The sequence below is a fragment of the Leisingera sp. G5_S3_59_S7 genome (assembly GCF_054968485.1).
Genome location: NZ_JBQKUH010000005.1, coordinates 85,299 through 100,166, shown reverse-complemented (window position 1 = coordinate 100,166; position 14,868 = coordinate 85,299). Strand labels below are relative to the sequence as shown.

The following is a 14,868-nucleotide window of genomic DNA, read 5'->3' as shown; positions in this document are numbered from 1 at the left end:
GGGGCAGGCAGAAAAAACGCGCCGCAAGGGCGCGTTTTCCCAGGTTTACTCGGGGATGGTAAAGACCTGCCCCGGATAGATGAGGTCCGGATTGCGGATCGCGCCCTTGTTTGCCTCGAACACCCGCACATACAGAAACCCGCTGCCGAATTTCTCTTGCGAGATCGCCCAGAGCGTGTCGCCCTTCTGCACCGTCACCGAGCGCACCAGCGGCACAGGCTGATCCGGCGCGGCATCGCCCGCAGGCTGAGGCAGCGCACCGGGCGCTTCGCGCTTGAAGGGGGTTTCCAGGCGGCTCACAACCTTGCCGCTGCCCGGCTCGATTTCATCGACGCGCAGCGTGTAGAGACCAGGCGGCACGTTTTCAAGCTCACCATTCCAGCGGCCGTCCTCAGCTGCGTCAATCTCGGCAACCTGCGCATTGTCGACATAGACCCGCACCCGCGATTTCGGCCGGGCCCGGCCCGAAAGCTGCACGGCACCGGCGCCGTTATAGCTGATGGCATCCAGCGCCACCTCGTCGCTCAGTTCCGGGTCGGCCGGGACCGCGGGCTGCACCACTTCAATCCCGTCCTGCCCGGCCCGCAGCACCGCAACGGCCTGGCCCTGAGGCTGCGGCGCGGCAGGATCAGCAGCAACCGCCGGAGTCGGCGCTGCCGATGCGGGGGATGCTGTGCCCTGCTGGCCGCCGGTTGCCGGTATGCTCCCGGCCTCCCCGGCTCCATCGGCTGCGGCGCCGGCGTCATCCGGCTCTGCCCCTGCCGCGGGCGCAGCGGGCTGCGCTGTCTCTGCTCCGGCCGCCGGGTCCAGCGTTGCAACCTGGTCCGCGGCGGCGGGCGCGGCTGCTGCCGTCTCTGCCGGTACGCTGGTGCCTTCGCCGGAAGCTGTTCCGGAGGCTAGCGGGCTGACCGGCGCCAGAATGAAGGTGTCGCCCGATGCACTCTGCTGGCCGCCGTACTCTGCCAGCAGCGACACCACCTGCGCATCGGAACTTGGCGCAATGGTGGTGAGGGAGACAAACTCCCCGCCTGCCGGCACTTCCAGCTGCTCCAGTACTTGGCCATCCAGCAGCACCGAGACTTGGACACCCTCCTGCGCCCGCCCGGCAATCACCACCGCGCCGTCGCGGTCCACCCGCACCAGATCCAGCTCCGGGGCTTGCAGGACAAACAGGTCTTCCTTGCTCTCGTCTGCCGTCTGCGCCGCCTCTGCTGCCGGATCAGAGGGCGACGCCAGGGCAATCTCCTCATTCCCTGCAGGGCTTTCAACCGGCGAGGTTTCCGTTTTTGCACCGGCAGTTACCGGTGCGTCCTCAGCCGCCGCCGGGGTGTCTGCTTGCGGGGACTCCGCTGCGTCCTCTGCCGCAGGCTCGTCTGAAACCGCTGCACTTTCAGGCGCTTTCTGATCCGGCTCAGCCCCGGCAGCAGCGCTCTCAGGCTCCGCTTCAACCGGCGCGTTTGCTGCACGGTTCTGGAGCGGCTGGCCAGACTCCTCGCCGTCGCCCTGGAAGGCGGCGCTATCTGCCGCTTGCTGCCCGCCGGGCTGCCCGTTTGCGGCCTCGCCATCCGTCTGGCCAGTGCCGAATACTCCCAGCTGGAACAGCACCACTCCGCCCAGCACCACGGCCACGCCGGCAACAGCGCCAAGTGTGAGAGCCCCCAGACCCCCGCTTCCAGATGCATCCGCCATGTCTTTCCCTTCGACGTTTGCGGAATGTTCCCTTCCGCTTAGTTGAGCAAACCTACCAATCCCGCTATCACGGGTCAAAACACCAATTGCTTTGCACCTTGAAATTCCACGGAAAGGCTGGCCGATGAGCATCAAATCCGTTTGTGTGTATTGCGGATCACGCGCAGGCGCGCAGCCCGCCTATGCAGAGGCCGCTCGTGCACTGGGTGCCGGGCTTGCCAGTAGCGGCATGCGCCTGGTCTATGGCGCCGGCGATGTCGGGCTGATGGGCGAGGTTGCCCGCGCGGCCCAGCAGGCCGGCGGCGAAACCTTCGGGGTGATCCCCAGCCACCTCGAGCGGCGCGAGGTCGGCAAATCGGATCTCACCACATATGTGGTGACGGAGACCATGCATGAGCGCAAGAAGGTGATGCTGTGGAACGCTGACGCGGTCATAGTGCTGCCCGGCGGCGCTGGTTCGCTGGATGAGCTGTTCGAGGCCCTCACCTGGCGCCAGCTTGGCCTGCATTCTAAGCCGATCGTGATCCTGAATACTGCGGGTTACTGGGACAAGCTGCGCGCCCTGCTGGAGCAGTTGATCGGCGAGGGGTTCGCCGGGCCCGACCTGGCAGATTACCTGATCTGGGCTGACACCCCGGTGGCCGCCATTGCCGCCCTGCGCGACGCGCGCTCCTGACGCAACGCCGAGAAAGAGAACACCGCAACCGCGCTCCAGATCAGCGCAAAGGCGGCGCCATGCCAGGGGGTGAAGGGCTCAGCGAACAGCAGGACCGCCACCAGGAACTGCAGCGTCGGGTTCAGGTACTGGAGCACGCCCACAGTGCCCAGCCGCACCCGCTTGGCGGCATAACTGAACAGGATCAGCGGCAGCCCTGTCAGGATACCGGAAAACGCCAGCATGGCCGCATCTGCCGGACTGCCCAGTAACCCAGCGCCGCCGGTCAGCCAGATGACTGTCAGCGCCACCGGCAGGATCAGCAGAACCTCAGCGGTGACCGAAACCACCGGCCCCAGTGAAAGCCGTTTCTTGGCAACGCCATAGAGCGCAAAGCTCACACTCAGCACCAGCGGTATCAGCGGCGCGGCGCCCAGCCCGAAGGACAGCACCGCCACCGCGGCCCCGGCCAGCAAAACGGCCAGCAGCTGCGCCCGGGCCAGCCGTTCTCCAAACACCAGCCGCCCCAGCAGCACGCTCAGTAAAGGAAAGATGTAATAGCCCAGGCTCGCCTCAGTCGCGTGGCCGGTCTGGACGGAGGAAATAAAAACAAACCAATTGAGCGAGATCATCGCCGTGGCAAATGCCAGCAGCAGCGCGCTGCGCCCGTCAGCGAAGGCCGCCCGCAAGGCTCTGATCCGCCCCTGCACCAGCAACACGCCCGCAAAGAAGAGGAACGACCACAGCACACGGTGCGACAGCACCTGCTCCGGCGGCACATGCGACAGCGCCTTGTAGTAGATCCCCGACAGCCCCCAGACTACGCAGGCCGAGATCATCGCCATGACGCCCAGATGTGTTTCCCGCATGATTTGCCCCTGCCCTTGCGTCTGCTGACAGACACCGGACAGGGGCAAGGGTCAAGCCCCGGGCCTCAGCCCTTAAGCGTTCTCAAGCGCCTGTTTCACCATATCCTCGATCTTGCTGGTCTCGTGGTTGGTCAGGTTTTTTGCGACCTCGCCAACGACGCAATCGGCGACTTCCTTGTGCAGGTTCTTGCGCAGCTCGCCCAGCACTTCGGGGGCTGCCACCAGAACCAGACGCTCAAACTCGCCCTTGTGCGCCATCTTGTACAACCGGTCCGCCAAGTCAGAGGCAAACCGTTCCTTGGCCAGCTGGTGCCAGTCGGTGTCATCCACTGCCGAGCGGTGCACACTGGGGCCGTCGTTGAACCGCCCCGGCCGGTTGGCCGATTGCTCGCGGTCAGAGGGGTTTTCCTGTTCGTCCTTGCGCCGCACCTTCAGGTTCGGGTTTTGCGCGTCTGTGGTGTTTTCGAGGAACAGCGCTTTTTCGCTGTCTGCAACCAGCACCCAGGTGCCCTGCGTCAAAAAGGTCATGGTGTCACTCCTGCTCCTTGGATTTTGTTACGCGGGTGCTGCCGGCCGGGCGCTCCTTGGCCCGCTTCAGCTCGTCTTCAGAGGCGATGTCGCGCTGCAACCCGCCACCGGTCCGGCCTTGCTGCGAGACGCTCCCCTTAGCACCGGGGATCTCCTCTGTCTCGCGGTGTCCGTCTTTGGATCGTTTGCGTTCAGCCATGGAAACCTCCTTGAAATGCGCGTGTAGCGGATCAACGTGCAGCGAGGGGCATAGTTCCTGAAAATGCCATGAAAAAGCCCGCACAGCAATGCTGCGCGGGCGGAATGCTTGCGGTCCGGCGCCAACTGCGGCGCCGGGCTCCGGTTCTGACGTCTTAACCCAGGCGGGAGGCGACGTTTTCCCAGTTCACCAGGTTGTCCAGGAAGTTGGTCAGGTAGGCCGGGCGCTTGTTGCGGAAATCAATGTAGTAGGAATGCTCCCACACGTCACAGCCCAGCAGCGCGGTCTGATCGAAACACAGCGGGTTGACGCCGTTTTCGGTCTTGGTCACAGCCAGCGAGCCGTCCGCCTTTTTGACCAGCCAGGCCCAGCCGGAGCCGAACTGGCCGGCGCCTGCGGCAGAGAATTCTTCCTTGAACTTGTCAACCGAGCCAAAGCTTTCGGTCAGTGCCTTCTCCAGCTCACCCGGCATCTTGTTTTCGCCCGGACCCATCATTTCCCAGAACTGGTTGTGGTTCCACAGCTGGGAGATGTTGTTGAAGATGCCGTTCTGGGCCACCGCGTTAGCGTCGTAGGTGCCCTTGATGATCTCTTCCAGCGACTTGCCTTCCCACTCGGTGCCGGCGATCAGCTTGTTGCCGTTGTCAACATAGGCCTTGTGGTGCAGGTCATGGTGGTATTCCAGGGTTTCTGCCGACATGCCTTTGGCGGCCAGCGCGTCATGTGCATAAGGAAGATCGGGAAGTTCAAAAGCCATTTTGGGCCCCCTGTCAAAATTGTTTGCGTTCCTGCGCAGATACATGCGGTGCGGCGGGTTGCAGGTCAAGAGGCCAAGGCACGAAATCCGTGCAAGCCGTGCGTGCACCCGCGGGGCGGAAGCAGCCCGGCCGAAGACCTGCGGCCCGGTCCGGCATCAGCCGCTGCGGGGACCCGCTGCCGCCGCCGCCTCAGCCGCCAGTCCGCTCGCCGTCCGGCGGCGCTTGCCAGCCTTCCGGTTCGGGCCTGCGCCGCCTAGTCCTGCTTGACCTTGCACTTGCCGCGTCCGCGCGGCGCGTTGGCGAAGCCGGTGATCACACCCCGGATCGACAGGGTGTTTTTCTGCATGTTGAACACGGCGGAATACAGCCCGTCCACCTTGGTGCGGGCGTTGCTGACCGGGATGTCATTCACCCGCCACGACAGGTCATAAGCCATTTCGTTCCGTTGCACGACCTTTGCGGCCAGCGGTTCACCGACAAGCTGGTCGATGTAGCCGTCATAGATCTTTGCGGTTTTGCTGCTGTCGTCCCACAGCACCAGAACCCGTGGCGCAATCCAGCCGTTGTTTGTAAAAACCTTGATATCGCAGTCATAAACAGTCTCAGCAGAGACTGGTTGGCCAAGAAAATTCGCAGCCGCAATACAGCCTGCCAGAGCAATACGTTTCATGCACCTAAGTCCTAAAATCAGTTTCCGGAAACGGAATGCAACCTGCCAATGCAAAACGCAACCACCCTCTCGCGAAGGTTGGTTGCAATGATTGAAAAGAAGGCAAACTTGCTACAGCCCCGGTGCTGCCATGCGGCCCCGGCAGCGCGCACGCCTGGCTACTGCAGATAGGCCTGATACTGCGCCAGCTGCGACAGCGCTTCCAGCCGCTCGCAGCTGCCGGAGCCGCGCGGCAGCAGCATCCCCTCTTCAAGGCGGATGGATTGGATGCTCATTTTCAGGTTGGCCGTGTTCAGCACCGCCCGGAAGCGCGGCTCCGCCTCGCCGCTCTCCATCAGCACCGCAAGCCCTGGCAACGACCAGCTGAGCGCGTAGGAGGTGCGGCTGCGCCTGACCACCTTGGCCGGAACAGAGACGCCAAACGCGGCGTCGGTGATCTGCGCCGCGGTGAAATCATCGGAAAACTCGATGGCAATCCTGCTGGGCACCCAGGTGTCGCCGGAAATAGGTTCCAGGTTGCAGCGGAAACTGGAGCCCGCTGCGGCAGCCGCGCCGGCGAGCGTAAAAAATAGTGCAACACAGCCGCAATTCAGCAGACCCATCAGCCGCCCCCGAAACATCTTCACACAGCTGCTTCCCATGACCGGTAACCAGCTGAAAAATAGAACAATTTCAATCCCTGCAAAGGAACCGTTCGGAGGCATCTGCTCTAAAAAAGGCGGTGCCCCGGAACATCTCCAGGGCACCGTAATTGACGCGGGGTGGCGTCACAAGCAAAAAGCGAGTGATAATTTTAATAAACACCCACTTTACTTTGCGGATGGGCCGCTGCGCTCAGCAGTTTGAACACATACTCGCCAACCGAGCGGAAGCAGACGATATAAAAGCTGCCGTCCTCGTTCAGCCAGAAGGCGCCAGCCACCTGTGCCAGCCGCGAGCGGCGGAACTGGCCGGGCGTGAAGGCCGCGGCGTCGAAGTCCACCGGGCTCACCTTACCCAGAACCTCGCGCGCGCCCTCGCCCGAGAGGCGGAAGAAGGCACGGGCGTCGGAGACGTTCACCGCCAGCGCGTGCTCGCCCTTCAGCGCCCCGGCCACTTCCGCTGTCTTGGCAACGGCGTCCTCATAGGGCACCAGCAGCAGCAGCTCGTCCGGGGACATCCAGGCCGCCGCGCCGTTTTCGGCAATGCTGACAGTCCCTTGGGCCGGAACCTCGGCGCCGGTGGCGGCTTTGACAGCCGCCTTCAGTGCCGATGAGCCCAGATCGCCGCGCAGGGTGATCATCCCCTGCAGACCGGCATCCTCGACCTTGGCCAGCCCGGAATACCGGGCGCCGTTCAGTACGGAAACAGCCTTAGACATTCTGCTTCTCTCCATCCTTGTCGTAGAAGACCGCATCGACGATCTTGGCTTTATAGGTCTTGCCGTCAGTGCCCGGGAACTCGATCACTTCGCCCATCCGTTTGGGACCATGCTTGACCAGGCCCATGGCGATGCCGCGGCCCAGGGTTGCGGAGTGATAGGTCGACGTCACCCGGCCGATCATGTTGCGCTGGCCGTTGGCGTTGACGCCCTCGCCCACCGCATAGGCGCCGTCCGGCAGCACCGAGCCATCGACGGTTTCCAGGCCGACCAGCTGCCAGCGGTCCGGATCCGCCATGTGCGAGCGCTGCTGCGCACGCTTGCCCAGGTAGTCTTCCTTCTTCTTCGACAGCGCCCAATGCAGACCCAGATCCTGAGGGATCACAGTGCCATCGGTCTCGTCGCCGATCATGATGAAGCCCTTCTCGGCCCGCAGGATGTGCAGGGTCTCGGTGCCATAAGGCATGACGCCGAATTCCTTGCCAGCCTCCATCAGCGCATCCCAGAATGCCTGGCCTTCAGAGGCCGCAACCGCGATCTCAAAAGACAGCTCGCCGGAGAAGGAGATCCGGAAGGCGCGGGCATCAAAGCCGCCGATCTGGCCGTCACGCCATTCCATGAACGGCAGCGCCTCTTTGGAGACATCCATGCCGCCGCCCGCTTGCGCGTTCAGCTTCTCCAGCACCTTGCGGGCGTTGGGGCCGACCACGGCGATCTGGGCGTACTGCTCCGTCACGTTGGCAACGTAGACTTTCCAGTCCCACCATTCGGTCTGCAGCCATTCTTCCATGTGGCCATGGATGCTTTCGGCACCGCCGGTGGTGGTGTGGCACAGCCAGGTGTCTTCGTCGATGCGGGCAACCACACCGTCGTCGATCAGGAAGCCGTTCTCCGAGCACATCAGGCCATAGCGGCATTTGCCGACCTTCAGCGTGGACATCATGTTGGTGTACAGCATGTCCAGGAACTTGCCGGCGTCGGGGCCTTTGACGATCAGCTTGCCGAGGGTCGAGGCGTCCAGCAGGCCGAGGTTCTCGCGGGTGTTCTTCACCTCTCGGTTCACCGCGGCATGACGGTCCTCGCCCGGGCGGGTGATCGCAAACGGGCGGCGCCACTGGCCAACCGGTTCCCAATCCGCGCCGTTCTTGTCCATCCAGTCGTAGATCGGCGTCTTGCGCACCGGCTGGAAGATCTCGGCCCGGGCCTCGCCAGCGATCGCACCCAGCGAGATCGGGTGGTACGGCGGACGGAAGGTGGTGGTGCCCACCTGCGGGATTTCCGAGTTCAGGCTGTCGGCCAGAATGGCCAGGCCGTTGATGTTGGACAGTTTGCCTTGGTCGGTGGCCATGCCCAGCGTGGTGTAGCGCTTGGTGTGCTCGACGCTTTCGTAGCCTTCGCGCGCAGCCAGCTGCACGTCGGAGACTTTCACGTCGTTCTGATAGTCCAGCCAGGACTTCATGCGCAGCTTGATGTCTGCCTTTGCGGGCATCAGCCACACCGCTTCCATCTGCGCTTCCGCCTCGGACTCGCCCTTGGCAGCCGTCACGGATTTCGCCGGGAAGCCCGCCGCCTCAGCTGCCTTGGCACCAGCCGCTGCCGCGTCTTCCAGCAGCGCGCCCAGGCCGAACTCGCCGTTCGCGGCACCGGCCGGAACCACAAAGCCCTGACCGTTGTCGCCCAGCGGCGGACGGGAGGCATCGGGGCGGAAGTTGGCGTTTTTCTCGTCCCAGATCAGCTTGCCGCCGCAGTGGGACCACAGGTGCACCACCGGCGACCAGCCGCCGGACATGGCAACCGCGTCTGCTTCGACTTCCTCGCGGGCTCCGCCTTCGCCGTTCTGGGCGCAGATGGAGACCTGGGTCACGCATTTGCCGTCCTTCACCTTGGCGATGGCACGGCCCAGCTCGACCCGGATGCCCTTCTCGCGCACGGCTTCCATCAGTTCGCCGCCACCGGTTTCGCGGGTGTCAACCACACGGACCACTTCGACGCCCGCATCATGCAGCACCAGCGCGGTGCGGTAGGCGTCGTCGTTGTTGGTGGCAACCACGACCTTCTGGCCCGGGTTGATGCCCCAGTTCACCACATAGTCGCGCATCGAGGCCGCCAGCATCACGCCCGGCACATCGTTGCCGGCAAAGGACAGCGGACGCTCGATGGCACCGGTTGCGGTGACGATCTGGGAGGCACGGATCCGCCACAGACGATGGCGCGGGCCGCCCTGGCCCGGCGCGTGGTCGGTCAGGCGCTCGTAGCCCAGGGCATAGCCGTGGTCATAGACGCCGGAGCCCATGCAGCGGTCGCGCAAGGTGACATTGTCCATTCCGCGCAGCTCAGCCAGGGTCTTTTCGATCCAGGCCTCGGGCGCTTCGCCGTCAATGGTGCCGCCGTCGACCGGCGCACGGCCGCCCCAGAAGTTGTTCTGCTCCAGAACCAGAACCTTGGCGCCCGACGCCGCAGCCGCCTTGGCTGCCTGCAGGCCGGCAACGCCGCCGCCGATGACCAGCACATCCGCAAAGAAGTAGAAGTGCTCGTAGGTGTCGGCGTCCTTCAGCTCCTTGTCGGGCGCGGCGCCCAGACCGGCGGACTTGCGGATGATCGGCTCATAGACGTGCTTCCACAGCGGACGCGGGTGGATGAACATCTTGTAGTAGAAGCCGGCAGTCAGGAAACGCGACAGCTTGTTATTCACCGACAGAACGTCGAACTCCAGGCTCGGCCAGTGGTTCTGCGACTGCGCGGTCAGGCCCGAGAACAGCTCGGTGGTGGTGGCGCGCTGGTTCGGCTCATACCGGTCGCCCACACCCAGCTGCATCAGCGCATTGGGCTCTTCCGAGCCGGAAGCGACAACGCCGCGCGGGCGGTGGTACTTGAACGAGCGGCCCATCATCACCTGGCCGTTGGCCAGCAGGGCGGATGCGAGCGTATCGCCGGCAAAGCCCTTCATGCGCTTGCCGTTGAAGGTGAAGTCGATCTGTTTGGAGCGGTCGATCAGCCGGCCGTGCTTGGCAAGACGCGTGCTCATGGGCGCAGACCTTTCAAAAGAAAAGCGGGTGTTTCAGTCAGGCGGAAGGTCATTTCTGACCGTCCGAGAATTCGCGCCAGGTCCAGCCCGGGCGTTTGGCAGAGATCTTGTCCTGAATCTCCTTCGGCGGCTCAGTGGTCTGAGCGCTGTAGGTGCCAAAGACCTCCAGCGTCATGGTGCAGCGGGCAGCGTGGAACCACTTGCCGCAGCCGTTGGCATGGCGCCAGCGTTCGAAATGAACGCCTTTGGGGTTTTCGCGCATGAACAGGTAGTCATGGAACTCATCGTCATTGGAGCCGGGGCCAAAGCGCTTCAGATGCGCTTCGCCGCCCGCGGCCAGTTCGGTTTCTTCGGCTTTAACGCCGCAGTAAGGGCACTCAAGGATCAGCATTTTGCTTGCTCCGTAAAATTGAATTCTGCAGCGTTAGTGCGCCACACCGGCGGCGACGCTCTCGTCGATGAACTTGCCTTCCTTGAAGCGGTTCATCGAGAACTCTTCGGTCAGCGGCGAATGTCCGGTGGCGATCAGCTCCGCCATCGCCCAGCCCGAGCCCGGGATCGCCTTGAAGCCGCCGGTGCCCCAGCCTGCGTTGACAAAGCAGTTCTGGACCGGGGTTTTGGAGATCAGCGGCGAGCGGTCGCCGGTCACGTCCACGATACCGCCCCACTGGCGCAGCATCTTCAGACGGCTGACCATCGGGAAGGTCTCGACCAGGGCGCGCACGGTTTCCTCAATGTGGTGGAAGCTGCCGCGCTGGGTGTAGTTGTTGAACCCGTCGGTGCCGCCGCCGATCACCATCTCGCCCTTGTCGGACTGGGACATGTAGCCGTGCACGGTGTTGGCCATCACAACCACATCCATGCAGGGCTTGATCGGCTCGGAAACCATCGCCTGCAGCGCCACGGATTCCATCGGCAGGCGGAAGCCCGCCATTTCCGCCAGCACAGAGGCGTTGCCGGCCACAACCATGCCCAGCTTGTCGCAATCAATCGGGCCTTTGGTGGTGTCGACACCCACGGTGCGGCCGTTTTCGGTGCGCACGCCGGTGACTTCGCACTTCTGGATGATGTCCATGCCCATGTCGGAGCACGCCCGCGCATAGCCCCAGGCCACGGCGTCGTGGCGGGCGGTGCCGCCGCGCTCCTGCCACAGGCCGCCCAGCACAGGATAGCGGGGGCCATGCAGGTTGATGATCGGCACCAGCTCCTTAACCCGCTCCGGGGTGATCCACTCGGTGGAAACGCCCTGCTGCTGGTTGGCGTGCGCGGTGCGCTTGTAGCCGCGGATCTCATGCTCGGTCTGGGCCAGCATGATCACGCCGCGCGGGGAGAACATCACGTTATAGTTCAAATCCTGCGACATGGTCTCATACAGGCTGCGGGCCTTCTCATAGATCGCAGCCGAGGGATCCTGCAGGTAGTTCGAGCGGATGATGGTGGTGTTCCGGCCCGTATTGCCGCCACCCAGCCAGCCTTTCTCGATAATTGCGACATTGGTAATGCCGAAATTCTTGCCCAGGTAGTAGGCGGTGGCGAGGCCGTGCCCGCCCGCCCCGACGATGATCACATCGTAGTGGCGCTTGGGTTCCGGCGAGCGCCAGGCGCGCTCCCATCCGGTGTGATAGCGCAGGGCTTCCCGCGCGACAGCAAAGACTGAATAGCGTTTCATGAGCGAATCCGATGGTTCGTGTCTGATAGCGGGTATGCCCGAAACGCATGGCAAGCCAGTGCCGTTTATCGTCCTCTTTCTGCGTTATTGCGACATAAGCCGATGACGCATTGCAGCATCCCGCGGCAGTTTGGCCCTTTTGTTCGCCGCCCGCCGCATATAGATGAAAACCAAACTTCGGAGACGGCATGGTTTTCTGGACAGTCACCGCACTCATCGCATTCTCGGCGGCCCTGCTGCTGGCAATGATCATCATTCGCGCCCGCGAGCAAGGCGAACCTGCCGCGGCCTACGACCTGCGGGTCTACCGCCAGCAGTTGCGCGAGGTCGACAAGGACCTGGCCCGCGGCGTCATCAATGAAGGCGACGCAGAGCGCATCCGCACGGAAATCTCCCGCCGCATCCTGGCCGCCGACGCCCAGCTGCAAAAGCGCAAGTCCGGCCACGCCCAGCCCAGGTCCCTGTCGCTGGTCTCTGCCATTGCCATTGCGCTGCTGATCACCGGCGGCACCCTGGGCCTCTACTGGCAGCTTGGTGCGCCGGGGTATGGAGACCTGGGCCTCAAGGACCGCGTCCGCATGGCCGGCGAGCGCGCCGAAAACCGCCCCTCGCAGGCTGAGGCCGAAGCCGAGGTCCCCCCCCTGCCGAAACCGCAGGTGGAGGAAGGCTATGTCAAACTGGTCGAACAGCTGCGCGAGACAGCGGGCCAGCGGGAGAACGACGCCCGCGGACAGGCCCTGCTGGCGCAGCACGAGGCCAACCTCGGCAACTTCAAGTCCGCTTATGAGGCCAAGGCCAAATACATCAGCCTGGCCGAGGGCAAGGTCAACGCCCGCGACTTCACCGAGCTGGCCGAGCTCAAGATCATGGCAACCGGCGGCTATGTCTCGCCAGAGGCGCAGGCGGATCTGCGAAAAGCGCTGGCCATTGACCCTTCCCACGGGCCTGCCCGCTATTACTGGGGTCTGATGCTGGGCCAGATCGGCCGCCCGGACCTCGCCTACCGCGAGTGGGCCGCAACACTGCGCGACGGCCCGGCGGATGCTCCTTGGGTCAAGGGCATTCAGGGCCAGATCGAGGAAATGGCCTTCCGCGCCGGTGTTGAATACCGGCCCATCACACCCGGCGGCGGCACTGCCCCCGCCCTGCCCGGCCCCAGCGCCGAAGACATGTCCTCCGCCAGCGAGTTGTCCGCTGAAGAGCAGCAGGAGATGATCCGCGGCATGGTCACCCGCCTGTCGGACCGGCTGGCAACCGAAGGCGGCAGCGCCGAGGAATGGGCCCGGCTGATCGGAGCCCTTTCGGTGCTGGGCGAAACCGATCGCGCCCGCACCGTCTATGACGAGGCCCGCGGCGCATTCGAGGCGGATGCCGAGGCGCTGGCGCTTTTGGAAACCATCGCCGCCCAGTCGGGAATTGCAGAATGATCCACGACGCATTCGAAGACTTCGCCGCCGCCCTGCCGCCGATGAGCGCGCTGATGGGGCTGGACCTCGGCACCAAGACCATCGGCGTCGCCGTCTCCGACCGTATCGGCGCGGTGGCGACACCGCTGGAAACCGTGAAGCGCAAGAAGTTCTCCGTCGACGCCGCGCGGCTGCTGGAGATCATCAAGCAGCGCGACATCAGCGGCATCCTCCTGGGCCTGCCCCGCAACATGGACGGCTCTGAGGGCCCCCGCTGCCAATCCACCCGCGCCTTTGCCCGCAACCTGATGCAATTGACCGATCTGCCGATCAGCTTCTGGGACGAGCGCCTCAGCACCGTGGCGGCAGAAAAAGCGCTTCTTGAGGCAGATACGACACGCAAACGCCGCGCAGAGGTTATCGACCACGTCGCGGCCTCCTATATCTTGCAAGGCGCATTGGACCGGATGCGGCATTTGAAGAACGGGTGAGATATGACTGACGACGTATGGAAACGGGACGAGATCCAGTCCCCCTGCATCAAGATCTGCGTCGTCCACCCCGAGGCCCGCATCTGCACCGGCTGCTACCGCTCCATCGACGAAATCCGCGACTGGTCGAAAATGACCAACGAGGAGCGCGCCGGCATCATGAACGACCTCCCCGACCGCGCCAGCAAACTGGTCAAGCGCCGCGGCGGCCGCGGCGCGAGGCTCAAGCGCAGCTAAGCATGTCGCTCAAAAGTGGGAACCTGTTTTTAGCTTCTCGGACATGGGTTATCAAAAATGTAACGCGGCGCGCGGTGAGGTAACCGTTTGCAAATCATGCGGAATAAGCACTGACCCAATGTTTCGCGCGCGAAACATTCAGGCAGGAGTGCTGACCTATTTCGAATGGGAGAACATCTGCTGCTTTCATTCCCAAACAAACTGCTTGTCATTGCGTCTCTCTGCCTCGGCAGCTTCACGATGACTGTGATTTTCCGCGTAGCGCCTTGGCTTTTTTGGATCAGTTTCCGGTTCCTCATATTGAGAACACTCATCGAAACCGTTCTTTGGCTCAGGTGTTCGCCAGAACAACGGCAGCTGTTTTCAACTCCGGGCAGGCTGATGAACTACAACCACAGTCTTTCTGTGCCTGCCGAATGGACAGTAATGTGTTTTGCTTTCTGGGGAACACTCAAATGGATCGGCGGATAAGAGGCGCGCCCTGACAAAAGGCGCGCACTGCTGCCTACCCCTCCGCCAGCCACCCTTTGGTCCAATCCGCCAGCTCTGGCCGGAAGTACGCAATCATCCGCCCCTCTACCGGCGCTGATGCCCCCTCTCCCCAAGGCGCGACCCCGTGCAGGCACAGCCGGTGCATCAGATACGACTCGCCCGGCTTGGCGTGCACCGTGATCCGCGGGCAGGTCTCGAACACCTCGGCGCGGGCAGCCGTATAGGCATCGGTCACATCCACATCCGCCCAGTCCTGCGGCAGCACACCCTCGAACGCCGCGGCAAAGGCGCGGCACATGATCCTGTGACTGCCCTCCCAGATCACCAGCGGCGCGGCATCGGCGCTGCTTTCATTCAGCGGGATGCCCAGCACCCAGGCATGCGGCTCCTCCACCTTGCGGCGGCGGTGCCCGCCGTACATCTTGACCCCGTCCACATGCGCCGCATCGCGTTTGACGCGGTAGTGGAAGGCGGCCTCGCCCTCACCCGGACGCGGGCGCGGGTAACCGGGAAAGACCGAGGACACCTGCGCCCGGTGCAGATCCGGGATCGGACCAAGGTTCTGCGTGATGAAATCAACAGGCGCCCCCGCCAGCGGCGGACCGCCGGGCAAGCGTCCCGCAGCATTATTCGGAAGCGCATCAACGCCGATAAACCAGGTCCGCTCGCACTGGAACCACTCGGCGTTTGACGGGTCGTGCAGCGCCTGCACCCCATGTTGCAGCGCATCCGCTGCCCAGGCCGCGACCCGCGTATCATGGCCGAACCGCACCCAGCCCTTGTTCTGAAACTGCTTGATCTGTTCCGGCATGACGCCCCC

17 protein-coding genes are annotated in these 14,868 nt (G+C 63.7%); 5 read left to right on the top strand and 12 right to left on the bottom strand.

All coding sequences use genetic code 11. The features are described 5' to 3' along the window. Positions 1 to 45: 45 nt before the first annotated feature. Complete coding sequence (locus ACTRWG_RS04725; protein ID WP_462829040.1) at positions 46 to 1,689, bottom strand: LysM peptidoglycan-binding domain-containing protein; 1,644 nt, start codon at positions 1,687 to 1,689, stop codon at positions 46 to 48. A 124-nt stretch (positions 1,690 to 1,813) separates the two neighbouring features. On the opposite strand from ACTRWG_RS04725, the gene ACTRWG_RS04720 reads away from it, so the two are divergent. Further along, positions 1,814 to 2,365 (top strand): LOG family protein, encoded by a 552-nt coding sequence (locus ACTRWG_RS04720; protein ID WP_462829039.1) that lies wholly within the window; start codon positions 1,814 to 1,816, stop codon positions 2,363 to 2,365. Here ACTRWG_RS04720 and rarD read toward each other — a convergent pair. From rarD to ACTRWG_RS04670, 10 genes are all read right to left on the bottom strand, one after another. Further along, entirely contained in the window at positions 2,302 to 3,213 is a 912-nt protein-coding gene (rarD, locus tag ACTRWG_RS04715; RefSeq protein ID WP_462829038.1) for an EamA family transporter RarD, read from the bottom strand. The two genes, ACTRWG_RS04720 and rarD, sit on opposite strands and share 64 nt — an antisense overlap. A gap of 72 nt (positions 3,214 to 3,285) precedes the next feature. Continuing rightward, positions 3,286 to 3,741 carry a host attachment family protein gene (locus ACTRWG_RS04710; protein ID WP_027237902.1) on the bottom strand — a complete coding sequence of 152 codons (456 nt, stop codon included), beginning with the start codon at positions 3,739 to 3,741 and terminating at the stop codon, positions 3,286 to 3,288. 4 nt (positions 3,742 to 3,745) lie between these two features. Continuing rightward, the gene (locus ACTRWG_RS04705; RefSeq protein ID WP_027237903.1) at positions 3,746 to 3,940 is read right to left on the bottom strand and encodes a hypothetical protein; all 195 of its coding nucleotides are present in this window, start codon (positions 3,938 to 3,940) and stop codon (positions 3,746 to 3,748) included. A gap of 154 nt (positions 3,941 to 4,094) precedes the next feature. Beyond that, positions 4,095 to 4,697: a superoxide dismutase gene (locus tag ACTRWG_RS04700; RefSeq protein ID WP_008557774.1), complete on the bottom strand. Its 603-nt coding sequence runs from the start codon at positions 4,695 to 4,697 to the stop codon at positions 4,095 to 4,097. A 254-nt stretch (positions 4,698 to 4,951) separates the two neighbouring features. Beyond that, positions 4,952 to 5,368, bottom strand: a complete 417-nt coding sequence (locus ACTRWG_RS04695; protein WP_027237904.1) for a hypothetical protein — start codon at positions 5,366 to 5,368, stop codon at positions 4,952 to 4,954. A 158-nt stretch (positions 5,369 to 5,526) separates the two neighbouring features. Further along, on the bottom strand, positions 5,527 to 5,856 hold the full coding sequence (locus tag ACTRWG_RS04690; protein ID WP_462829037.1) for a hypothetical protein: 330 nt from the start codon (positions 5,854 to 5,856) through the stop codon (positions 5,527 to 5,529). Positions 5,857 to 6,161: 305 nt separating this feature from the next. Then, entirely contained in the window at positions 6,162 to 6,728 is a 567-nt protein-coding gene (locus ACTRWG_RS04685; protein WP_027237906.1) for a sarcosine oxidase subunit gamma, read from the bottom strand. Beyond that, positions 6,721 to 9,753 carry a sarcosine oxidase subunit alpha family protein gene (locus tag ACTRWG_RS04680; protein ID WP_027237907.1) on the bottom strand — a complete coding sequence of 1,011 codons (3,033 nt, stop codon included), beginning with the start codon at positions 9,751 to 9,753 and terminating at the stop codon, positions 6,721 to 6,723. Before ACTRWG_RS04680 ends, ACTRWG_RS04685 begins: the two co-directional genes overlap by 8 nt. A 49-nt stretch (positions 9,754 to 9,802) precedes the next feature. Continuing rightward, on the bottom strand, positions 9,803 to 10,144 hold the full coding sequence (locus ACTRWG_RS04675; protein ID WP_027237908.1) for a sarcosine oxidase subunit delta: 342 nt from the start codon (positions 10,142 to 10,144) through the stop codon (positions 9,803 to 9,805). A gap of 33 nt (positions 10,145 to 10,177) precedes the next feature. Continuing rightward, entirely contained in the window at positions 10,178 to 11,422 is a 1,245-nt protein-coding gene (locus tag ACTRWG_RS04670) for a sarcosine oxidase subunit beta family protein (protein ID WP_027237909.1), read from the bottom strand. 188 nt (positions 11,423 to 11,610) lie between these two features. On the opposite strand from ACTRWG_RS04670, the gene ccmI reads away from it, so the two are divergent. The 4 genes from ccmI to ACTRWG_RS04650 all read left to right on the top strand — a co-directional run bounded on the left by ccmI (position 11,611) and on the right by ACTRWG_RS04650 (position 14,027). Then, entirely contained in the window at positions 11,611 to 12,849 is a 1,239-nt protein-coding gene (gene ccmI / locus ACTRWG_RS04665) for a c-type cytochrome biogenesis protein CcmI (RefSeq protein WP_027237910.1), read from the top strand. After that, the gene (ruvX, locus tag ACTRWG_RS04660) at positions 12,846 to 13,319 is read left to right on the top strand and encodes a Holliday junction resolvase RuvX (protein WP_027237911.1); all 474 of its coding nucleotides are present in this window, start codon (positions 12,846 to 12,848) and stop codon (positions 13,317 to 13,319) included. The genes ccmI and ruvX overlap by 4 nt, the downstream gene beginning before the upstream one ends. A 3-nt stretch (positions 13,320 to 13,322) precedes the next feature. Then, positions 13,323 to 13,556: a DUF1289 domain-containing protein gene (locus tag ACTRWG_RS04655; protein WP_027237912.1), complete on the top strand. Its 234-nt coding sequence runs from the start codon at positions 13,323 to 13,325 to the stop codon at positions 13,554 to 13,556. A 165-nt stretch (positions 13,557 to 13,721) separates the two neighbouring features. Next, positions 13,722 to 14,027 carry a hypothetical protein gene (locus ACTRWG_RS04650; RefSeq protein WP_154667860.1) on the top strand — a complete coding sequence of 102 codons (306 nt, stop codon included), beginning with the start codon at positions 13,722 to 13,724 and terminating at the stop codon, positions 14,025 to 14,027. A gap of 34 nt (positions 14,028 to 14,061) precedes the next feature. Here ACTRWG_RS04650 and ACTRWG_RS04645 read toward each other — a convergent pair whose 3' ends face one another. Further along, the gene (locus ACTRWG_RS04645; RefSeq protein ID WP_027237913.1) at positions 14,062 to 14,859 is read right to left on the bottom strand and encodes a phytanoyl-CoA dioxygenase family protein; all 798 of its coding nucleotides are present in this window, start codon (positions 14,857 to 14,859) and stop codon (positions 14,062 to 14,064) included. Positions 14,860 to 14,868: the final 9 nt, after the last annotated feature.